A 20,908-nucleotide genomic window follows, 5' to 3' on the forward strand; every position below is an offset into this window, starting at 1 on the left:
TTTTGCTCTCCTTGCGAATCATGTGGTTGCGACACAGCTGCATGGTTTGTGTGCTTATCCATGGTGCGGTGATGGCTTTTGACAAAGCCAACACCGGCAAAGGATGGTTACATATGGTGCAGCAAGCCGGGAATCATTCGATTGAGGACATATTATCCGACCTGCATGTGGATATCGAAACAGGACTTTCTGCTGAAGAGGTGCGGCTGCGGCGCGCAAGGTATGGGCCGAATAGCCTGAAAGAGACACAACGACATCCGTGGCTACATTTTCTGGCTTATTTTTACGGGCCGATCCCGTGGATGATCGAGGCGGCGGCACTGTTATCGGCGTTCAATCGTCACTGGGCGGATCTGGCGATTATTCTGGTGATGTTGTTGTTTAACGCCGGCGTGGGCTTCTGGCAACAGAGCAGGGCGGCCAGTGCGCTGGAGGCATTAAAGAAGCAGCTGGCTTTAAAAGCCCGTACTCTGCGCGAGCGGGAGTGGGCTGAAATCAGTGCATCTGAACTGGTACCGGGCGATATCATTCGCTTGCGTATGGGGGATATCATTCCTGCCGATGCCTGCCTGCTGCAGGGCGATTATTTGTCCGTCGATCAGTCTGCGCTGACCGGGGAGTCTCTGCCGGTGGAGAGAACGATCGGGGAGATGATCTATTCCGGTGCCATTGCCCGTGAGGGTGAGATGGTGGCGGTTGTGACATCCACAGGTTCGGATACCCTGTTCGGCCGCACCGCCCGGCTGGTGGATGAGGCGGGAGCTGTTTCACATTTCCAGAAGGCCGTGCTGCAGATTGGCGATTACCTGATTTATCTGAGTCTGGTCCTGGTGACTTTACTGGTGCTGGTGCAGCTGGCGCGTGGTGCACCGCTGTTTGAGCTGATCCAGTTTGCCCTGATCCTGACGGTTGCATCGATTCCTGTGGCCATGCCGGCAGTGCTTTCCGTGACGATGGCGACAGGTGCACAGGCACTGTCGAAAATGCAGGCCATTGTCACCCGGCTTGAGTCGATTGAAGAGATGGCCGGCATCGACATCCTCTGTTCGGATAAAACCGGAACACTCACCGAGAACCGGTTGACGGCCGGTGAGCCGCTACCGTTTGACGACTGTACGGCAGAGACGTTGTTGCTGGCGGCAGCGCTGGCCTCAAAGGCCGAGAACAGGGATGCCATTGATCTTGCAGTGATCGGGGCAGTGGCGGAACCGGCGCAGCTTCATGGCTGGGTATTGAAACATTTCATGCCGTTTGACCCTGTGCATAAGCGGACCGAATCCGGGCTGGTTTCTCCACAGGGGGAGGAGGTGCGTTTCAGCAAGGGGGCGCCACAGGTGATCCTTGATCTGGTTGCACACGATAACGGTTATGATGCCATGCGCCATATCAGGGAGAAGGTCGATGCACAGGTTTCAGCCTTCGCATTGAAAGGCTACCGTACGATTGCTGTTGCCGGAACCAATGCCAGTGGACGCTGGCAGTTTCTAGGACTGTTACCGCTGTTTGACCCGCCGCGCCCGGATTCGGCCGAGACGATTGTGCGGGCGAGAGAGCATGGCATCGCTGTCAGGATGGTCACAGGTGATAATGTGGCGATTGCCCGTGAGACAGCAGGTCGGCTCGGCCTTGGCGCCCGCATCGCTGAGGCTGACAGTCTGTTCGGTGAAGGGGTCGATATGCATCATCCCGGCGAGGCGGTGACGGAGCGCATTGAGCAGGAGGATGGTTTTGCCCAGGTCTTTCCCGAACACAAATATGCCATCATCCGGGCTCTGCAGGCACGGGGGCATCTGGTCGCCATGACCGGCGATGGAGTCAACGATGCACCGGCACTGAAGCAGGCCGATGTGGGTATTGCCGTCAGTGGAGCGACCGATGCCGCCCGCGCCGCAGCCGATCTGATTCTGACAGCTCCCGGGTTGTCGGTGATTATCAGTGCGGTGGAGGAGGCGCGCCATATTTTTGAGCGGATGAATGCCTATGCCATTTATCGCATCACTGAAACGATCCGTATTATGTTTTTTATGGTGCTTTCGATGCTCATTTACGGGTTTTATCCGGTGACGGCGGTCATGATTATCATGCTGGCCCTGTTTAACGATATCCCGATTATGATGATTGCCGGTGATCATACCCGCCTTGATCCGAAACCCGTTCGCTGGGAGATGCACCGGGTGCTCACGATTGCAACGGTGCTGGGGCTGGTCGGTGTGGCAGAAACATTTCTGCTGCTGGTCATTGCCGATACGTGGCTGGCGATGGATCAGAGCGCCATACAGACGCTGATCTTTCTCAAGCTTTCCATTGCCGGCCACCTGACCCTGTTTGTGGCCCGCAGCCGTTACTCGATGTTTGCCCGCCCTTATCCATCGCGATGGCTGATGGCGGCCGTTTTCACTACCCAGCTGCTGGCTGCCATCATCGCCGGTACAGGCTGGCTGGTGACACCGATCGCCTGGACATACGTCGGCCTGGTCTGGCTGTATTGTCTGCTGTGGGTATTGATCGAAGACAGAATCAAACTGGCTGTATATAAACATCTGGAGCTGACAGGCAGCCATCATCAATCGTTTATCCGGCTGCTGGGAAAGTCATTGCATCCGCATCAGCGGGGTCGATAACCCGCACAGGTTTAAAATCCCTGCTTTACAGGTGGTGCAGCAGACCGCTGATGAGTAAGTGCGACAGCCTTGCGTTTGAGCTCACGGCTATACTTTCTTCGTTGGGTCATTCCGAATGCTCTTTATCGGCATACTATGCCTCTGTTAGATCCCCCGGATCAGCTCGATGTCGGGAAGGTTTTCCAGCACCTCCTGCCATGTGGCGCAGGTTTCCAGTACATCGGTGACGATTTTCAGTGGTTCGAGCCATACCTCCGGAAGGTCGGCTTCTCCTTTGGTAATAATCGGAAAGGCAAGCTTTGCGGCGGGAGGGCAAAACCCGGCATCCACACTCGATTTATTGCCTCTCGCATCGATCCGGTACCAGCCGTAATGGTCCAACCAAACCGCATTCAGCCCATGCAGACAATAGGGTGGTTCATTGTTGTCAATGGTAAGCCGTTGATAGCAAAGGCCTGCCGGAATGTCGTTAGCCCGTAGCAGTGCCGCTAGCAGATGACTTTTGGCATAGCAGTAACCGGTGCCGTGTTTAAGTACATCAGAGGCTATGCAGGTAATCGGATTCAGATGAAAGTCAGAGCTGTGCTTGATTTCGTCGCGGACAAACTCGAAGCAGGCTTTGGCGATGGTCTCTTTGCATGTATTGCCATCGGCCAGTTCTATGGCCTTGGCCAGAACGGACGGGGATAGCCAGTCGATGTAGTGGCTTGATTCGAGATATGCATCCATGTTCATGATACTTTCTCCTGCTTGTTTGGAAATGGTGCCAGGCTTCGGTATTGGAAATGGTGCCAGGCTTCGGTATTGTGGTAATTGATGAAATGGTGCCAGTGCCAGGCTTCGGTATTGTGGTAATTGATAATCAGGTTTATCCTGTTTTTCTATGGCCAGGAAGTCACGCATTCATGTTCCGGGCGGCATTTATCATGTCATGATGAGGGGGAATGCCGGACAGGAGATTTTCCTCTCCGATGAGGAGAGCTGTCGTTTTCTGTGGCTTTTACAGGAAGCTGTGGAGCGTTTTCGGTGTCGGATACACGCTTTTTGTTTGATGAGTAATCATGTGCATTTGGCCATTCAGGTCTCGGATATTCCTTTGTCCCGAATCATGCAGAACATCACTTTTCGATATACCCGCTGGTTCAATCGTCGTCACAAGAGAATCGGTCATTTGTTTCAGGGCCGCTATAAGGCGATTTTGGTGGATAGCGATGCGTATCTGCTGGAGCTGGTTCGTTATATTCATCTCAATCCGATTCGGGCGGGTATTGTTCATCAGGTTGAGCAATATGGCTGGTCTGGCCATCGCGCTTATCTGGGCCTGGAAGTTCTGCCGTGGCTATCGGTGAGTGAGGTTCTTGGCCGTTTCTCAGAGGAGATGAAGCAGGCAAGAGAACGCTATGCCGATTTTGTTGGCGACGGACTGGATGAGGGATATCGGTCTGACCTTCATCAGGGCGAGGAGGACTCACGACTTCTCGGAGATCATCGTTTCGTCGAAGCTACCATGCTTCAGTTGCAGCTTGCGCCGGAGATTGCCCCCGGTTTGGATGAGATTGTTTCGCGAGTGTGCGATGTAAATCAAATCACCGAAACAGAACTGATTGCGAAGGGGCGAACTCGTTATATGGCAGAGCGGAGAGCGATCATTGGGTATCTTGCTGTCGAACTGAGTAGCTGCTCAATCAGCGCGGTGGCCTGCCGATTTCATCGCGATATTGCGACACTGAGCGGAGCGATAAGAAGAGTCCGATTGAAGGCAAATGCGGATGAAGCCTTTGCTCGGATGCTCTCGGAGCTAAAGGCAAACATTGTGGCTGGTTCGGGTTCATCGATGAAGAGTCAATAAATAACAACAATACCGAAGCCTGGCACCGCTGCGCAATAAATAACAACAATACCGAAGCCTGGCACCGCTGTGGAACAACAATACCGAAGCCTGGCACCGCTGTGCAATAAATAACAACAATACCGAAGCCTGGCACCGCTGTGGAAGCCTGGTACCGCTGTGCACCGCTGTGGAAATGGCACGCATTCTCGCTTGGAAACATAGGAATTCATGTAATGACCTGTGCCGGCAGGGGCTTGTTCTTGCGCATATGTGTGCTTCAGATAGCCTGTCTTGGCATTACAATTTTCAATCAGAGGTGGTGCAGCAGACATGAATGGTATACTGGTATCACTGCAACAGATGGTGCGTCCGCTGCTCGGGGCGTTACGTGATCTTGCGCCGATACTGGTTGTTATTGTTGTGTTTCAGACGCTGGTATTACAACAGCCGATTCCGAATCTTGGCGGTATGATCGTCGGCTTTCTGTGTGTGCTTGTCGGGCTGGCACTGTTTGTTCAGGGACTGGAGAGCGCCCTGTTTCCGATCGGAGAGAACCTGGCACGTGCATTTGCCTATAAGGGCAGTGTGTTCTGGTTGCTGCTGTTCTCGTTTCTGTTGGGGTTTGGTACGACAGTGGCGGAACCTGCGCTGATCGCGATTGCCGGCAAGGCCGCTGATATTGCTGCATCGGCAAGCCTGATCGACAGTGATCAGGCGGCACGGGGAAGTTATGCCAACGGATTGCGCTTGAGCGTGGCGTTGTCGGTCGGGCTGGCCATTCTGATTGGTGTGATTCGAATTTTGCGCGGCTGGCCGCTGCCGTGGCTGATTGTCGGTGGCTATCTGCTGATTGAAATCATGACGCCGTTTGCGCCGGAGGAGATTATCGGCATTGCCTATGATGCCGGTGGTGTGACGACCTCCACGATTACCGTTCCACTGGTAGCGGCTCTTGGCGTAGGGCTGGCCTCATCGATTGAGGGACGTAATCCGGTACTCGATGGCTTTGGTCTGATTGCGCTGGCATCGCTGCTGCCGATGGTGTTCGTCATGATTTACGGGTTGGTGGTGCTCGGATGATGGAACTGCTGATGGATATTTTCGATACCTTCAGGGCGACGATCGATGATGTTGCTCCGATTATCGGAACCCTGTTTTTCTTTCAGTATGTGGTATTAAAAAAGCCACTGGTCAATTTTGAGCGCATTTTAATCGGACTGTTTATGGTGGTACTGGGGCTGACCCTGTTTCTGGTGGGGCTGAAAGAGGCGATCTTCCCGCTCGGGGATGCCATGGCCCGGCAGTTAACGGCACCGGAATTTCTCTATGGTGAGGGGCAGACCCCCACCTATCTGTGGAATGATTATCTGTGGGTGTATGTCTTCGGTTTTATGATCGGATTTGCCACAACCGTGGCTGAGCCGGCACTGATTGCTGTTTCAGTCAAGGCGGAGGAGATATCCGGTGGTGCCATTGCTGCCTTCGGCTTGCGTATGGCCGTGGCGCTTGGGGTGGCCATCGGTGTTTCCATCGGCTGCTTTCGTATTGTCAGCGGTACCACGCTGTGGATGTATATTGTGGTCGCCTATGTGGTGGTTTTGCTGCAAACGTTGCGGGCGCCGAAAATGATCATTCCGCTGGCTTATGATTCCGGTGGCGTGACCACATCGACGGTGACCGTGCCACTGCTGGCGGCACTCGGGCTCGGGCTTGCCAGTACAGTACCCGGGCGCAGTCCGGTGATTGACGGATTTGGATTGATTGCGTTTGCCAGTGTGTTTCCGATTATGACCGTGCTGGCCTATGCACAATTCTCGGAGTGGATGGTTCGACGTCAGGGCAAAGCAACAGCGGAGGAGTGAAATGCATTTTAAACTGATTATCGCACTGGTAGATGATGCGAATACAAAAGAGATCATGCGCGCTGCCCGTGAAGCGGGCGCAACCGGTTCCACGGTGATTGGCTCGGCACGCGGAGAAGGGTTATCGCCGAAGAAAACCTTCTTTGGTCTGAACCTGGAGTCGCAGCGTGATATGCTGATGTTTATCGTTGAGGAGCACTTGAGCCGCGAGGTGCTGGAGCATATCGCAGCCGTAGGCGGCTTTGATGAAAGTCCGGGCAGTGGCCTGGCCTTTCAGCTGGATGTGGACGATGCGATTGGTTTGAAAAGCCAGATCAAATCGATTGTGGATGAAGTGGAGGACAATCTATGAGCGAACGCAAGATTATCCGCGTCAGTGATGTGATGAAGTTGAAATATGATGTGATGGACGGGCTGAGTACGGTCAGGGATGTACTCGAGCATATGCAGCATGTTGAAACCAAGTGCATCATTGTCGATAAACGGGACAGCAATGATGAATACGGTATCGTGGTGTTGTCTGATATTGCCCGCCATGTGCTGGCGGTGAACAAATCGCCGGAGCGGGTGAGCCTGTATGAGGTGATGACCAAGCCTGCTGTCACGGTGAATCCGGAGATGGATATCCGTTATGCCAGTGCACTGTTTACCAGGCTTGGCTTGTCGCGTGCGCCGGTGGTCGATGGCAGTGGTGCAATCATCGGCATCGTTAGTCAGACCGATATGGTCATCAAGGGGCTGTTGCGCCTGATTTAAGGAAGCGCTGATCAATTCAGTGTTGCCATGCGGGCCATGGGTGGCCGCCACAGTCCGGCAGAAGAGTGGGGATGGTGTCAGGTTGCATCACTGCAGTCACTCAGGCTTCCCCTTACAGCTGCCAGCTTTTAGGGTGGGCGGATCTTTTTCAGAGAGGTGTCGCCCATGCGTTTGATGTTGATGCTGTTCATGTCGCTGTTTTTTCTGGCTTCATGCAGTGTAACGCGGACGGTGATGGTGACTGCCATGGATGTCGTGACCTCACCGTACAAATGGTATCATGATGATGAAACGTATGATGAAAAGGATGACACGATTAACTGAGCAGGGTCGCCCATCGCTGTATTCCGATCCTTGTTGCCCGTCCGGTCGACATTTCCGGATATAAACACAACGTTATTTTTCCGTTTTCTGTAAAAAAATATGGCCCCGTCTTCGCCTCATCGCAGTGGATGCCGCGCTTGCCGTTCAGGCAGATCAAATACATGGCGAGCCATGAAACGAGAGCACGGGTCAATCATCATAGTGGTGGAGGAGCCATGGGGTTGCTGATCAGTAAGGTGGTGGCGCAGTTACTGCTGCCGCCTGGCGGACTCGTGCTTGCCGGCGTGCTTGGCTTTGTCTTACGCAGACACCTTGCCGGCAGAATTCTGTTGTCGGGATCATTTCTTCTGCTCTGGTTGCTGTCGACAGAACCTGTACGGGATATGTTGCTTCACCCGCTGGAGCAGCGCTATGCGGCACTCGCTGATCAGCAGCTGGCATCCCTTGCCGGCAGTGAGACCGCCATTGTGGTATTGGGTGGTGGCTTGTATGAAAAGGCGCCGGAGTACGGCGGTCGCGATATGCTGCACAATGAGGCCTTGATGCGAACCCTGTATGGTGCGGACCTGGCTGTTAAAGGCGGGCTCGACATCTATGTGACCGGTGGTGTGCTGGAACCGGATCGCAGTGAGCCGGAAGGCGCGGTCATGGCCCGGATGCTGGTCCGCTTCGGTGTCGATTCACAACGTATTCATGCTGAAAGTCAGGCGCTGACCACGTGGGAAAATGGCACCTATATCCATGATTTGACGACGAAGGCGGGGGTGAAGCAGATCATCCTTGTGACCACCGCCTGGCATATGCCCAGATCTGTATGGGTGTTTGAATCCCTTGGTATGCATGTGATTGCAGCTCCCTGTGATTATGTCGCAAAACAGACGCCCTATGATGTGCGAAGTTATTTTCCCCGCTGGAATGTGCTGGCGGATTCCGGCAATGCACTGCATGAATATCTTGGTTTGTTGTGGTACCGTCTTTCCCGTCATTCACAGTGAGGGTGATGGCTGTTGCGGTGCTGGTCAATGCCATGAAATGAGGCTAGAAATGGCAGTGATGCTGTCGTGATGATGCATCTGTCTGAGGCGCTTTAACAACGCTTAAGGAGGCGGGCTGGCCATGGCCCGCATGGGAGCACTGACACATCAGCGCTTCCTTAGCCGTTTGGGGGTGGTGTGAATCATTCAGTCTCGAATCCGTCTTTGCAAGACGATGCACTATTTGCCGCCGGTGGCTCTTATCTGGAAGAGCTGTTCGATCAGTACAAACGTGATCCCGCCAGTGTCGGGACGGAGTGGGCTGATCTCTTTGCCTCGCTCACTGCTGAGCGGGAAGCCGGGCCAACCCATCAGCAGATGCTGGAGCGCATGACACCGGTCACGCAGGTGAAGGCACAGCTTTCCTCTTCTCATTATGCCGATATCGAATATCCGTCCCGGGCGATCTACCTGATCCATGCCTATCGGGTACACGGGCATCTGCATGCGGATCTGGACCCATTGAAATTAAACCCGCGTGCGGTTGCACCCGAACTTGAACTTGCATATTACGGCCTCTCTGAAGCCGATCTTGATCAGGTGTTTCCAACCGGTGATCTGACCGGTGGCCGTAGTATGAAACTGCGGGATATCCTGGCACTGTTGAAAAAAACCTACTGCGGTCATATCGGGCCGGAGTTCATGCATATTACCGATTCGGCCCGCAAACACTGGATTCAGACGCGTCTGGAGCGCATTGCCGCCCGGCCCGATTACGATGCCGATACCCGCCGCCATATATTCGGCCGTATTATGCATGCGGAGGAGTTTGAACGATTTCTGCATACACGTTATGCCGGGCAAAAGCGCTTCTCACTGGAGGGTGGTGAGAGTCTGATTCCGATGCTGGATGCACTGATTCAGAGTGCAGGCAGCAATGGAACCCGGGAGATTATTCTCGGTATGGCCCATCGCGGACGCCTGAATGTGCTGGCCAATATTATGGGCAAGTCGCTGGCCGAAATTTTCACCGAATTTGAAGGTACGCAATTGCAGGAGGAGGCGCACGGCCAGGGCGATGTAAAATATCACCTTGGTTTTTCATCCGATGTGCGGACTCCGGGCGGTGTCGTCCATCTTTCTCTCGGCTTTAATCCCTCCCATCTGGAGATCATTACACCGGTGGCCATGGGCAGTGTGCGGGCCCGTCAGTGTCGGCGTGGCGATACCGACCGGCGTGAGGTGATGAGTGTGCAGCTGCATGGCGATGCTGCATTTGCCGGTCAGGGGGTGGTGGCTGAATCGCTGGAGCTCTCCAAGCTGCGTGGTTTCCGCATTGGCGGTTCCATTCATATTGTTATCAACAATCAAATCGGCTTTACAGTCAACCCGCATGATGCCCGCTCGACGACCTACTGTACCGATATCGCCAAGATGATTCATGCACCGATCCTGCATGTGAATGGTGATGATCCGGGTGCCTGCTGTCTGGCGGCCGAGATAGCGGTTGAATACCGTAATACCTTTCATGAAGATATTGTCATCGATCTGGTCTGCTATCGCCGGCATGGCCACAATGAAGCGGATTCCCCGGAAGTGACCCAGCCGGTCATGTATCGTCGCATTGCTGCTCACCCGACGGTTGGGCAGATCTATCGTGAGCGGTTGATTGGCGATGGCATTATCAGCGGTCATGATGCCGATGCGATGGTTGAGGCCTACCGTGATTGCATGGAGAAGGTGAGACGAGCCAAAAACAGACCAGCCCCGAATGCGCTGAACAGTCTGCAGGGGCGATGGCAGTCATATATGTCTGTGGGCGAGGATGAACCGGATACAGGTGTGACAGCAGATGATCTTGCCATGCTGGTGCGCAAGGTGCATCGATTGCCGGCTGATTTTTCACTGCACCCCCGGGTGGAAAAGATTTTTGATGCCCGGATCTCGATGATGGATGGCGCCATGCCGGTGGATTGGGGCTGTGCCGAGACCATGGCGTATGCCTCATTGATTCATGAGGGGGGATGGGTCCGGATTTCGGGTGAAGATTCCGGGCGCGGAACCTTTTTCCATCGCCATGCCATTGTCTATGACCAGCAGACGGGGCGCAGTATGGTGCCACTCAAGCAGGCCAGAAATGGTCCGCTCTCCCATTTTATTGTCGTCGACAGCATGCTCTCCGAAATGGCTGTGATGGGTTTTGAGTATGGTTATTCTGTTTCCGAGCCCAGGGCACTGGTGATCTGGGAAGCGCAGTATGGCGATTTCGCCAATGTGGCGCAGGTGGTCATCGACCAGTTTATTGCAGCCGGCGAATCGAAGTGGAAGCGGTTGTCAGGAATTGTGCTCTGGTTGCCACACGGCTACGAGGGGCAGGGGGCTGAGCACTCTTCAGCCCGGCTGGAACGGTATCTGCAGCTGTGTGCCGAGCGTAATATGCAGGTGGCTTACCCGACAACGCCGGCTCAGCTGTTTCATCTGTTACGGCGTCAGCTGATTTCCAGATTACGTAAGCCACTGATTTTAATGGCACCGAAGAGCATGTTGCGCCAGAAGCTCTCATTCTCGCCACTTGAGGCCTTTACGGCCGGTCGCTTTCAACCTGTTTTGGCGGAGGAGCAGGTTGTGGCTGCAGCCGCCAGACGGGTGCTGATCTGCACCGGCAAGGTTTATTATGACCTGCTTGGTGAGCGTATGCAGCGCGAGATTGATGATGTCGCCATCATCAGGGTTGAACGACTCTACCCGTTCCCGGCCAGTGAACTGAAGCAAATACTGGCGCAGTACGAAGGGGTCAGAGAGGTGGTATGGGTTCAGGAGGAGCCGGAAAATCAGGGTGCGTGGTTGCACCTCAACAGCCCGATCAGACAGATTCTTCTTGATGAACAGAAAATTTACGGCTTGACCCGCCCCGAGGCGGCAGCCCCGGCGGTGGGGCTTGCCCGGCGCCACAAGGAAGAGCTGCGGGTATTGCTGGAGCGAGCCTTTGCCGAAGGTACCGAGGGCATGCTGGTGTGATGCAGTCATTGAAAAAATGTTACGGGGTGATGGATGGATATTGAGATCAAGGTGCCGAGTCTGGGTGAGTCGGAGAATGAGGCGACACTGATCAGCTGGTTAAAGCAGGAAGGGGATATTGTTGCGGTTGATGATGTCCTGGCTGAAATCGAGAGTGACAAGATTACCATGGAGATCCCTGCGCTCGATGCCGGTGTATTAAAGCGCATACTTAAACCGGTTGACTCCACCGTTGAGCCGGGGGAGGTGGTCGCCATACTGGATGACAGTGTACCTGTCGCTTCCGATGCAGCGGTCGTGAAGCAATCGGATGCGACGATTGAGGAAAAGGCGGTGACCACTGTTCTCCCCGATACGGAAGCCACTGAAGAGGCGCCTGTTGCCGAAGTGCGCGAAGAGCAGGTGCGTTCGGAAGATGCAGCCGAATATGTTGTTCACAAGCCGGCTGAAGTGAGACCGGTGGAGAGCGGCAGGCATGAAGAGCGTATCCCGATGAGTGGTTTGCGCCGGCGTATCGCGACACGACTGAAGCAGGCGCAGAATACAGCGGCAATGCTGACAACGTTTAATGAGGTGAATCTGCAGGCGGTGAGCGATCTGCGCAGTCGATATGGCGCAGCCTTCCAGCAGAAGCATGGTATCAAGCTCGGCTATATGTCCTTTTTTGTGCGGGCGATCTGTCAGGGACTGGTCAAATATCCGGCGCTGAATGCATTTATCGATGGTGATGAGATTGCCTATCACAACTATGTCGATGTCGGTATTGCTGTCAGTACCGACAAAGGGCTGGTGGTACCGGTGCTTCGTAATGCCCATCTGATGGGTTTGGCCGACATTGAGGCCGGTATTGCCGAGCTTGCCGAGCGTGCGCGCAATGGTCGTTTGATGCCGGACGATTTGAAAGGGGGCACCTTTTCGCTGACCAATGGCGGGGTGTTCGGTTCAATGCTCTCCACACCGATTCTGAATCCGCCGCAGAGTGGCATTCTCGGTATGCATACCATTCAGCAACGTCCAGTGGCCGAGAATAATGCGGTGGTCATTCGTCCGATGATGTATCTCGCACTTTCATATGATCATCGCCTGATCGATGGCGCGGAAGCGGTGCGCTTTCTGGTGGCGGTAAAAGAGACGCTGGAATATCCGGGTAGTCTGACGCTGGATCTGTAGAGATAGCTGTAAACGAATATATCTGCAATGACGGGGGAGGGCAGGAAGCCTCCCCCGTTTTACGGTCGCAAAGCCGTTATGATGGCTGATCTTCTGTAATGTGAATTCTTACTGTTTCATCGGCTGTATCGGCCGGGATATCGATGCCGATATGCTCCATACCGGTGTCGCGGTACAGTGCCGCCACGGTTAACCGGATCAGGTTGCGTGTTTCTGATGAGTTGGGCATATCGAAAAACTCTCGCAACTCCATAATAATGGTATCGGTCGAGATCTGCTGATTGCCGGTCACTTCAAAGCGGTTGATCAGCGGGGTGCTGTCTGCCGTCGGTGATGCGGGTGCATGGGCCGCTTTTGCCGGGGAAGTAAATATGATTTCGGGAAAGTGATCCTGAATATCCGGGTTTTTGAAATCTGCCGGGGATACTGCCAGCAGTTTGCTGCTAATGTGGGCTGCCTGCTTCAGCTCGGCCAGCGCCGTCTGGCGTGCCTGGACATCGGCCGGAACGGGAAGGGCGCTGAGCACATAATAGAGCGCTTTTCCGCGCTGGCGCAGGGCGATAAACACCTGTTGTTCACGTCCGATCTGTTTGATCTTGGTCAGTGCATTTTCCTGTTTCGAGAATACGCCGAGGCTGGCCAGCAGCCGGTGGTCATCAAGAGCATTGATTCCCTGCTGCCAGGTGCGCAAAGCCTCGTCGGTATTGAACTGGTCAATCTGTTCCCAGCCTTTGAGCAGCCATGCATTGTCTGCCTGTGAGCTATGCCCGGCGGAGGCAGGGGTCTCTAAAGTGGTGAGATCGTCGAGCTTGAAGCGGGATGCAGCACTGGCCAGCACCGAACCGCTGATTTCTGCTGCCTGTTGAAGGTCAGCGAGCTCTTTTCTGCGCTGTTCACGATTTTCCGGTACATAGCGGGCACTCAATACAAAATAGAGTGGCTGGCCGGCCTGATTGCTCGTGCGAGTGATAAAGGTTTGATAGGACGGGCCAATCTGTTCGAGTTTTTGCATGGCATTGGTGAGCAGACTGTAGGCGCCGAGTACAGCGAAGAGGTGGCTGTCCGGCTGGCTGTTAACGCCCGTTTGCCAGATTTTCAGTGCCTGATCGGGATGGCGCAACACCAGTTGCTCCCAGCCCTGATTGACCCAGTCGCCCTGAGGGGCAAGTTCTTCGGCATGGGCCGGCATGGCCATGATGAGCGAAGAGCACAGCAGCCAGTATATTCGCCTGATTCCCCTCATACTCCCCCCGTTCATGCATACGCCTGATTAAGGATGCTGCAGTGATTCAGCTCATCCTGATAGCACGTTACCGCTAACACGCCAACATTAACATATTCGATGCTAATGTTGAAAGAAGGGGGATGAGCTGATGACTGTTGCGAGAGTATGGTGGATGTCCGGGGGAGAGGGCCAATGACCCGTTCGCGCAGGTAAAACGTGGTGTTTCTTTCGATGATATATCCATCACATCCGGACTCGCTTCATTCCGGGGCAGTAACGATGCTGACATGTACCGATACATCGAGTTGCTGCTCGGTCTGTCCGGAAAATAGTCCGCGTAACGGTTGTACATCGAAGTAGTCCCGGCCCAGTGCCGTACGCACATATTGCCAGTCCACCAGCTTGTCATTGGTCGGGTCGATACCGATCCAGCCGTGACCATCGTGCCAGGCCTGTACCCACGCATGGGTTGCAGCACTGCCGCGCAGGTGCTCACCGATCTCTTCTCCTGCCGGATCAAAGATGTAACCGCTGACATAGCGGGCCGGAATACCGGCGTTACGCAGTACACCGATCATGGCGTGAGCCATATCCTGGCAAACGCCACCACCATGCAGAAAGAGATCCTTCGGACTCGAATGCACGTGGGTGACGTCGGGGTCATAGCGAAATGTCTTGAAGAAGTAATGACCCAGCTCGTAGAGACAGTGGCCGAACTCGATTTCATCCATGGCCATATCGATTTTTTGTCCCGGAGGGACACTCTCGTATTCTGCCAGCGGAGGAATGCCGGGAGACCAGCACAGGTACTCGACCAGACGCTGGTCGTAGGGGCGGGGGTCCGGGCTGGATTCGGGGCCGCAGCTGACGGCATTGGTTGTTTGTACGCGCGAGCGGGCGATAATCTCCAGTGCATCATGTGGCTCAAGAATATTGAAGTGATGTACCAGGTTGCCGAAATGATCCCTGTGGCTGAATATCTCCACGTCAGGCTGCAGGCTGATGGAGTGCTGCAGCACCTTTTGTAAACCGGTATCCACCGGTGACATGCGCAGCTCATTGTGAGAGAGAGCGACAGCGCGGCTGTATTGAAATCGGGTGCGATGAACCACCTCAAGTGTGACGTGATCACCTTCACATAATGCTCGCATGTTCAATCCTCCCCCTTATTGTTGTTGCTGGGGAATCTGGACGGACAGATGATCCCGGTTGAATTCAGTCAGGGTCACGGTCACCGAGTTGAAAAACGTCCGGTTGATCATCGCTCCGATCACCTCACATCGCTGCTGTACCGTATCCAGATAGGTTTTGAGTTGCAGGCGCATCATTTCGTCCTCGGCGGCCCCGCCGCGCAGATCATCAAGAAAGTATTCCGTTTCCTGCAGCAGCACATATTGCTCTTCGTTCATGGTGCCAATGCCTTTGAGAGCATCGGCTACCTGTCTGATGCTGTAGTGCACCGAGCGGGGAAAGCTGGGGTCCAGATTCAGCAGACGGAGCACCCTGAACGGGTCGATTCTGGCTTTGAACTGTCGACGATATGCCTCATAGCCTGAAACCGAGCGCAACAATGCCTGCCATTGATGGTGATCCAGCGGTCTGCCGACCTCCTCGTTGTCGGGCAGAAGCAGGTAGTATTTGATTTCGAGGATGCGTGTGGTCATGCGGGCCCGCTCAAGGGCCACGCCCAGACGCAGGAAATTCCACGATTCGCCGTGACTCATGGTGTTGTCGACCAGGCCGTGAAAAGCACTGCAAAACTGACGTATTTCGATCAGAAATTCGTCGTGGTTTTCCGTTTTTCCATGTTGCTGGATATCCTGATACATTTTGTTCAGGCAGAGCCACATCTCTTCACTGATGCGCTCGCGGATCGTGCGTGCCATTTCCCTGGCATGACTGAGGCAGGCCCGAATCGAATAGGGGTTGGATATATCGGAGATCAGAAAATCCATCACATGTTGTTCGGTGACGGTATCAAAAGCGGCATCGAACTGTGCCCGGGAGCGGGTGATGGCCAGCATCGGCGACCATACGTCCAGTTCGGAAAAGTAGCTCTGCTCCAGGCTCATGCGCCGGTTGACATCAAGGATGCGGGCGATGTTTTCTGCCCGCTCAATCTGCTGGCCCAGTTCATAGATATTACGGGCAATGCGACTAAGCATGATCAGACTCCGTTTGTTGGGGGTAAAGTACCCAGGTATCCTTGCTGCCGCCGCCCTGAGATGAGTTGACGACCAGACTTCCCTGTCTGAGCGCTACCCTTGTCAGTCCGCCGGGCAATACCTTTACATCACCATGAACATCGCAGACGGCAAAGGGGCGCAGGTCCACATGGCGAGGGAAAAAGGCTTTGCAGCCATCCTGCTCAACCAGTGTCGGATGGGTCGAAAGCTGCTGGATGGGTTGGGCGATATAGTGCGAAGGGTTGGCTGCTACCCGTTTGCGGAAATCGCTCAGCTCCTGCCGGCTGGCATGGCTGCCGACCAGCATACCGTAACCCCCGGAAGCATCGGTCGGTTTGATGACCAGCTCGGCCATGTGGTCAAGTATATAGCGCAAGTCACTTTCACGACTGCCGAGATGGGTGGGAATCACAGGCAGGATCGGCTCTTCATTGAGGTAGTAGCGAATAATGTCCGGAGTGTAGGCGTATAGCGCCTTGTCATCGGCGACGCCATTGCCAGGGGCATTGGCCAGCGCCACATTACCCGCCCGATAGGCATTCATCAGGCCGGCGACACCAAGCATGGAGTCGGGTCTGAATACCAGCGGGTCAAGAAACTCCGTATCTACACGCAGATATAGTACATCGACTCGTTTCAGACCACGGGTCGTTTTCATGTAGAGAATATTTCGATCCACCAGAAGGTCTGAGCCCTCTACCAGTTCAGCCCCCATCTGGTTGGCCAGAAATGAGTGCTCAAAATAGGCCGAGTTAAAGGTGCCCGGGGTTAATACTGCCACGGTTGGGTTATCCGATTTCGACAGCGAGGCCAGGCTGTTAAAGAGCATTTGCGGGTAGTGGTCGACCGGTCTGACCTTGTAATGGTTCAGTAGTTTAGGCTGGATGCGGCCCATGACCCAGCGGTTCTCCACCACATAGGAGACGCCTGACGGGCACCGTAAATTATCCTCAAGCACATGAAACGCACCGGATTCATTGCGGATCAGGTCAATGCCACCAATCTGCACATGAATATTGCCCGGCGTATGCAGGCCGCTCATTTCACGACAGAAGAGTGTCGACATCATGACCTGGGAGCAGGGGACGATACCATCCTTGAGAATCTTCTGTTCATGGTAGATATCATCCAGAAACAGATTCAGGGCGATCATGCGTTGTGCAACACCCGCTTCAATCACCGACCATTCGCTGGCGGAAATAATGCGTGGCATCAGATCAAACGGAAAAATCTTTTCAGTACCGCGGGCATCGGAATAGACGGTAAATGTCACGCCCTGATTAAGCATGGAAAGATCAGCGGAGTGTTGCATGTTCTCTGCTCCGGCAAGACCGAGAGCCTCGAAGTGGTTGACGGCCTGCTGATACAGCGGGCGCACCTGGCCTGCTGCATCATATGCTTCATCCCAGCCGGCAGCACCGCAGGTATTAAAAAATGAGGGGGGCATCATGGCGCTATGGCTCATACATCAGCCTCTGTGCCGCTCACTGTATGGCTCGTCTGCAGGGTCGTTCGGGTTGTGACCGGGGCAGCATTCCGGATCTGAATGGCATGAAACATCATCAGGGCTTCCTTCAGTAGCGATGCGCTTGCATCGGAAGTAGCGGTAGAAAAGGGCGCCTTCGGAGGAGAGGGAGGAGAGGCGCCCTTTTCATGCTCCTCTGCCCGGGGCAGAGGCCGCTTTTTTGCACTGATATGACTTCAGCAATCGAAGTGCCAATAAAAAATGGCCGAATCAGCACTGTTTGAGCGATATTGGTGGTATTTCTGGTGAGATGATGATCACGGCTGCCTTTTATATGGGCATATGCCGGTGAGCTGCATCACATCAGAGGAGATCTGTCCCTGCAGGATGTAGTGCACTGTGTCTGTTGCGGAGCGAAAAGATGATGTCAGGAAGTTGTTTATGCGGTCGGGTCAGGTATGAAGTGCGTGGCCGGACAGGAGAGATCACCCATTGCCATTGCCCGATTTGCCGTAAAGCACATGCGGCGGCATTTTCTACGCTGCTGCCCGTCGATGCTGCCGGCTTTATGCTGACAGACGGTGCTCACTGGCTCGGCCGCTATGCGCCGGAGGCCGGTCAAACCCGCTTTTTTTGCTCACAGTGCGGTTCTCAGCTCTATGTCACATATGAGCAGCAGGAGCAGATTCTGCTCTGCGTCGGTACACTCGATACGGATCCCGGCATCCGTCCTGTTTGTCATGTTCATACATCCCGGAAAGCCGGCTGGTATACGATCCGGGACGATATCCCTCTGTTTCCGGGGAGGCGATCATTGGCGGTTGAGGCAGCGGCTGAAGCTGTCGGGCTTGAGCGATGTTATCATCAGATGCAGCAGATGCTGTTGCAGGCATCCAGGCAGGAAACGGTGACCTCATTGCTGTTGCTCTGGGCGGGTGCTGAAAAAATCGTGCCTCTGGAGCGCGACATCAAAAAAAATATCCGCACCTCGGATAGAATGGAATGCCTGCCTGATTCACGCTTTGCCATATTGCTTCCATATACCGGTGCAAATGCGGCCAGAATTCTGGGGGAACGCATTCGTAACAGCGCTAAAATTGATGCCTTTGACAGCAGTCTGAAGATTGGTATGGCAACAAGGTTGCCGGAGCCTGTCGATATGGCAGACATCATGAGTGTCATTGATACGATGTTTGTCGAAGCCGAGAGGGGGATGATGCAACATGTGGTGGCTATGCCATAGGTCTGCGAATGCCAGCAGGGAAGTGCAGAACTGTTCAGCATGTTTCAAAGAAAAACGCCCCAACCGGAGGTTGAGGCGTTTTGATCGCGGATGAGGTTATGCCGAATAAATCAGCGCTTCCTTAACGGGTTAGCAGCGCATTGATTTTGCGTACAAATCCGGCCGGATCATCCGGCAGGGCACCTTCAGCCAGTATGGCCTGGTCAAACAGGATGCTGGCATAATCATCAATGCTCTCCTGCGTCTCCATCGCTGCCAGACGCTTGACCAGTTCGTGATCCGGGTTGATTTCCAGAATCGGTTTGCTTTCCGGAATATTCTGGCCGGCCTGGCGCAGAATACGTTCCATATTTGCTGTCATATCAAACTGATCGGAAACAAGGCATGCAGGTGATTCGGTCAGCCGGTCGGTGACACGAACCTCTTTTACCTTCTCTCCCAGTGCTGCCCTGATTTTCTCAACCGCCGGCTCAACTGCCCTGGCCTTTTCCTCACGCTCGCTCTTCTCCTCTTCAGCATCGCCACCGATACCGGAGAGGTCGAGTTTACCCTTGGCAATGGATTGCAGCTTCTTGCCCTCAAATTCGGTCAGGTGACCAACCAGCCATTCATCAATGCGGTCATGCAGCAGAATGACCTCTACACCCTTTTTACGGAAAACTTCGAGGTGCGGGCTGTGCTTGGCAGCAGCCAGTGATTCGGCAGTGATGTAGTAGATGGTGTCCTGACCCTCGACCATGCGGCCGATATAGTCACTCAGCGAGACGAACTGTTCATCCGAAGTGGTGGTGGAGAAGCGCAACAGTTTGGCAATCTGATTGCGGTTGGAGAAATCCTCAATCACGCCTTCTTTCAGGCAGTTACCGAACTCCTCCCAGAACGTGGCATAATCACTGTTGCCTTCATCGCTGTTGCCAGCCATCTCTTCCAGCAGGCCCAGAATGCGTTTGGTAGCGCCTTTTTTCATGGCATCCATGGCCGGACTCTGCTGCAGAATTTCACGGGATACGTTCAGCGGCAGATCATTGGTATCCATGACACCGCGTACAAAGCGCAGGTAACGTGGCAGCAGTTCTTCATTGGCCTCCATAATAAATACGCGGCGAACATAGAGTTTTACGCCGTGCTTGGATTCTGCCTGCCATAGATCGAACGGAGCGCGCTTTGGCAGATAGAGCAGCAGGGTGTATTCGTATTTACCTTCCAGACGCTGATGCAGGCGAGCCAGCGGATCTTCAAAATCATGACCGATATGTTTGTAGAAGTTGTTGTATTCCTCATCGCTCAATTCGGATTTCGGACGGGTCCACAGTGCTGATGCCTGGTTAATCGTTTCGATTTCAGCGGGTGTTGCCTCTTCGCCTTCAGCTGGAGCCTCGGCTTTGCCCTGCATGCGAATCGGGAACGGGATATGATCGGCATATTTGTGAATGACCGATTTGATGCGCCAGTCATCAAGGAATTCGTCGGCATCTTCGCGCAGGTGCAAGGTGATCTCGGTACCGCGCGTCGCCTTTTCAACCGTTTCAAGCTCATATTCGCCATCGCCCTTTGATTCCCAGTGGACGCCATGCTCACTGCCAACGCCGGCCCTGCGGGTGGTCAGGGTAACTTTTTCTGCAACGAGGAAGGATGAGTAGAAACCGACACCGAACTGGCCGATCAGGTGGGCATCTTTTGCCTTGTCACCGGAGAGCTGGCCGAAAAACTCGCGGGTACCGGAGCGGGCGATGGTGCCGATATTGGCAACCACTTCATCCCGATTCATGCCAATGCCATTGTCACGGATGGTGATCGTGCGGTTTTCCTTATTGATATCGATCAAGACATGCAGATCCGAATCACCCTCAAACAGTGCATCATCCGTTGTTGCTTCAAAGCGAAGCTTGTCAGCTGCGTCAGATGCATTGGAAATCAGTTCGCGCAGGAATATCTCCTTGTTGGAGTAGAGCGAGTGAATCATCAGATCCAGCAGTTGTTTGACCTCGGTTTGAAAGGCACGTGTTTCTTTCGTTGTCGTCATCGGTTCTCCTCAGTACAAAAATTGAATGGATCAAAGCACATTGCATCGTGCTGTTACTTGCGGGCGTGCGCCTTGAACTCCCTTGATAGGGGTCATGGCATGTCAATTCAAGGGGGAGGATAAGGCGGGTGGTGAAGGGGGGTGTCGGATCTGCTCAGCCGGCTTGTTGCCGGCTGGCTGCGTATTTGTCGGCTTGTGTACACAGGCTGC

General features: G+C 54.2%; 17 protein-coding genes. 11 read left to right on the forward strand and 6 right to left on the reverse strand.

The annotated features are described in order from the left end of the window. Positions 1–113 precede the first annotated feature (113 nt). Entirely contained in the window at positions 114–2,621 is a 2,508-nt protein-coding gene (locus FEF65_RS10580) for a plasma-membrane proton-efflux P-type ATPase (RefSeq protein ID WP_138239858.1), read from the forward strand. Between the two features lie 144 nt (positions 2,622–2,765). On the opposite strand, the gene FEF65_RS10585 is transcribed toward FEF65_RS10580, so the two are convergent. Further along, positions 2,766–3,350: a transglutaminase-like domain-containing protein gene (locus FEF65_RS10585; protein WP_138239859.1), complete on the reverse strand. Its 585-nt coding sequence runs from the start codon at positions 3,348–3,350 to the stop codon at positions 2,766–2,768. 202 nt (positions 3,351–3,552) lie between these two features. Between FEF65_RS10585 and FEF65_RS10590 the strand changes: the two genes are divergently transcribed. The 9 genes from FEF65_RS10590 to sucB all read left to right on the forward strand — a co-directional run bounded on the left by FEF65_RS10590 (position 3,553) and on the right by sucB (position 12,556). Continuing rightward, complete coding sequence (locus tag FEF65_RS10590; RefSeq protein ID WP_274595452.1) at positions 3,553–4,470, forward strand: transposase; 918 nt, start codon at positions 3,553–3,555, stop codon at positions 4,468–4,470. A gap of 312 nt (positions 4,471–4,782) precedes the next feature. Beyond that, entirely contained in the window at positions 4,783–5,532 is a 750-nt protein-coding gene (locus FEF65_RS10595) for a DUF1538 domain-containing protein (protein ID WP_138239788.1), read from the forward strand. Then, positions 5,529–6,314 carry a DUF1538 domain-containing protein gene (locus FEF65_RS10600; RefSeq protein WP_138239789.1) on the forward strand — a complete coding sequence of 262 codons (786 nt, stop codon included), beginning with the start codon at positions 5,529–5,531 and terminating at the stop codon, positions 6,312–6,314. Before FEF65_RS10595 ends, FEF65_RS10600 begins: the two co-directional genes overlap by 4 nt. 1 nt (position 6,315) lies before the next feature. Continuing rightward, positions 6,316–6,666, forward strand: a complete 351-nt coding sequence (locus FEF65_RS10605; RefSeq protein ID WP_138239790.1) for a P-II family nitrogen regulator — start codon at positions 6,316–6,318, stop codon at positions 6,664–6,666. Further along, positions 6,663–7,070 carry a CBS domain-containing protein gene (locus FEF65_RS10610; RefSeq protein ID WP_138239791.1) on the forward strand — a complete coding sequence of 136 codons (408 nt, stop codon included), beginning with the start codon at positions 6,663–6,665 and terminating at the stop codon, positions 7,068–7,070. Before FEF65_RS10605 ends, FEF65_RS10610 begins: the two co-directional genes overlap by 4 nt. A gap of 165 nt (positions 7,071–7,235) precedes the next feature. Next, the gene (locus FEF65_RS13500; protein ID WP_170304445.1) at positions 7,236–7,394 is read left to right on the forward strand and encodes a hypothetical protein; all 159 of its coding nucleotides are present in this window, start codon (positions 7,236–7,238) and stop codon (positions 7,392–7,394) included. A 215-nt stretch (positions 7,395–7,609) separates the two neighbouring features. Continuing rightward, positions 7,610–8,389, forward strand: coding sequence for a YdcF family protein (locus tag FEF65_RS10615; RefSeq protein ID WP_138239792.1), 780 nt, complete (start codon positions 7,610–7,612; stop codon positions 8,387–8,389). 177 nt (positions 8,390–8,566) lie between these two features. Then, complete coding sequence (locus FEF65_RS10620) at positions 8,567–11,386, forward strand: 2-oxoglutarate dehydrogenase E1 component (protein WP_138239793.1); 2,820 nt, start codon at positions 8,567–8,569, stop codon at positions 11,384–11,386. 33 nt (positions 11,387–11,419) lie between these two features. Continuing rightward, complete coding sequence (sucB, locus tag FEF65_RS10625; RefSeq protein ID WP_138239794.1) at positions 11,420–12,556, forward strand: dihydrolipoyllysine-residue succinyltransferase; 1,137 nt, start codon at positions 11,420–11,422, stop codon at positions 12,554–12,556. A 76-nt stretch (positions 12,557–12,632) separates the two neighbouring features. Here the strand turns inward: sucB and FEF65_RS10630 are convergent, their stop codons facing one another. The 4 genes from FEF65_RS10630 to FEF65_RS10645 form a co-directional block, all read right to left on the reverse strand. Continuing rightward, the gene (locus FEF65_RS10630) at positions 12,633–13,799 is read right to left on the reverse strand and encodes a hypothetical protein (protein WP_138259899.1); all 1,167 of its coding nucleotides are present in this window, start codon (positions 13,797–13,799) and stop codon (positions 12,633–12,635) included. Positions 13,800–14,041: 242 nt separating this feature from the next. Then, positions 14,042–14,932: a transglutaminase family protein gene (locus tag FEF65_RS10635; protein ID WP_138239796.1), complete on the reverse strand. Its 891-nt coding sequence runs from the start codon at positions 14,930–14,932 to the stop codon at positions 14,042–14,044. Positions 14,933–14,947: 15 nt separating this feature from the next. Continuing rightward, complete coding sequence (locus FEF65_RS10640; RefSeq protein WP_138239797.1) at positions 14,948–15,946, reverse strand: alpha-E domain-containing protein; 999 nt, start codon at positions 15,944–15,946, stop codon at positions 14,948–14,950. Beyond that, complete coding sequence (locus FEF65_RS10645) at positions 15,939–17,432, reverse strand: circularly permuted type 2 ATP-grasp protein (RefSeq protein WP_238701350.1); 1,494 nt, start codon at positions 17,430–17,432, stop codon at positions 15,939–15,941. Before FEF65_RS10645 ends, FEF65_RS10640 begins: the two co-directional genes overlap by 8 nt. A gap of 424 nt (positions 17,433–17,856) precedes the next feature. Between FEF65_RS10645 and FEF65_RS10650 the strand changes: the two genes are divergently transcribed. Then, on the forward strand, positions 17,857–18,675 hold the full coding sequence (locus FEF65_RS10650) for a GFA family protein (RefSeq protein ID WP_161595231.1): 819 nt from the start codon (positions 17,857–17,859) through the stop codon (positions 18,673–18,675). Positions 18,676–18,796: 121 nt separating this feature from the next. Here the strand turns inward: FEF65_RS10650 and htpG are convergent, their stop codons facing one another. After that, positions 18,797–20,698 carry a molecular chaperone HtpG gene (htpG, locus tag FEF65_RS10655; protein WP_138239799.1) on the reverse strand — a complete coding sequence of 634 codons (1,902 nt, stop codon included), beginning with the start codon at positions 20,696–20,698 and terminating at the stop codon, positions 18,797–18,799. Positions 20,699–20,908 lie beyond the last annotated feature (210 nt).

The sequence above is a fragment of the Mariprofundus erugo genome (assembly GCF_005818865.1).
In the GTDB taxonomy this organism is placed as follows: domain Bacteria; phylum Pseudomonadota; class Zetaproteobacteria; order Mariprofundales; family Mariprofundaceae; genus Mariprofundus; species Mariprofundus erugo.

Bases quoted from the DNA above. Each gene is read 5' to 3' on its own strand.
- FEF65_RS13500 (WP_170304445.1), top strand. From the start codon at position 7,236: ATGCGTTTGATGTTGATGCTGTTCATGTCGCTGTTTTTTCTGGCTTCA.
- FEF65_RS10635 (WP_138239796.1), bottom strand. From the start codon at position 14,932: ATGCGAGCATTATGTGAAGGTGATCACGTCACACTTGAGGTGGTTCAT.
- FEF65_RS10600 (WP_138239789.1), top strand. From the start codon at position 5,529: ATGATGGAACTGCTGATGGATATTTTCGATACCTTCAGGGCGACGATC.
- FEF65_RS10580 (WP_138239858.1), top strand. From the start codon at position 114: ATGGTGCAGCAAGCCGGGAATCATTCGATTGAGGACATATTATCCGAC.
- FEF65_RS10610 (WP_138239791.1), top strand. From the start codon at position 6,663: ATGAGCGAACGCAAGATTATCCGCGTCAGTGATGTGATGAAGTTGAAA.
- FEF65_RS10630 (WP_138259899.1), bottom strand. From the start codon at position 13,799: ATGAGGGGAATCAGGCGAATATACTGGCTGCTGTGCTCTTCGCTCATC.
- sucB (WP_138239794.1), top strand. From the start codon at position 11,420: ATGGATATTGAGATCAAGGTGCCGAGTCTGGGTGAGTCGGAGAATGAG.
- FEF65_RS10645 (WP_238701350.1), bottom strand. From the start codon at position 17,432: ATGAGCCATAGCGCCATGATGCCCCCCTCATTTTTTAATACCTGCGGT.
- FEF65_RS10595 (WP_138239788.1), top strand. From the start codon at position 4,783: ATGAATGGTATACTGGTATCACTGCAACAGATGGTGCGTCCGCTGCTC.
- FEF65_RS10590 (WP_274595452.1), top strand. From the start codon at position 3,553: ATGATGAGGGGGAATGCCGGACAGGAGATTTTCCTCTCCGATGAGGAG.
- FEF65_RS10650 (WP_161595231.1), top strand. From the start codon at position 17,857: ATGTCAGGAAGTTGTTTATGCGGTCGGGTCAGGTATGAAGTGCGTGGC.
- htpG (WP_138239799.1), bottom strand. From the start codon at position 20,698: ATGACGACAACGAAAGAAACACGTGCCTTTCAAACCGAGGTCAAACAA.
- FEF65_RS10640 (WP_138239797.1), bottom strand. From the start codon at position 15,946: ATGCTTAGTCGCATTGCCCGTAATATCTATGAACTGGGCCAGCAGATT.
- FEF65_RS10585 (WP_138239859.1), bottom strand. From the start codon at position 3,350: ATGGATGCATATCTCGAATCAAGCCACTACATCGACTGGCTATCCCCG.
- FEF65_RS10615 (WP_138239792.1), top strand. From the start codon at position 7,610: ATGGGGTTGCTGATCAGTAAGGTGGTGGCGCAGTTACTGCTGCCGCCT.
- FEF65_RS10605 (WP_138239790.1), top strand. From the start codon at position 6,316: ATGCATTTTAAACTGATTATCGCACTGGTAGATGATGCGAATACAAAA.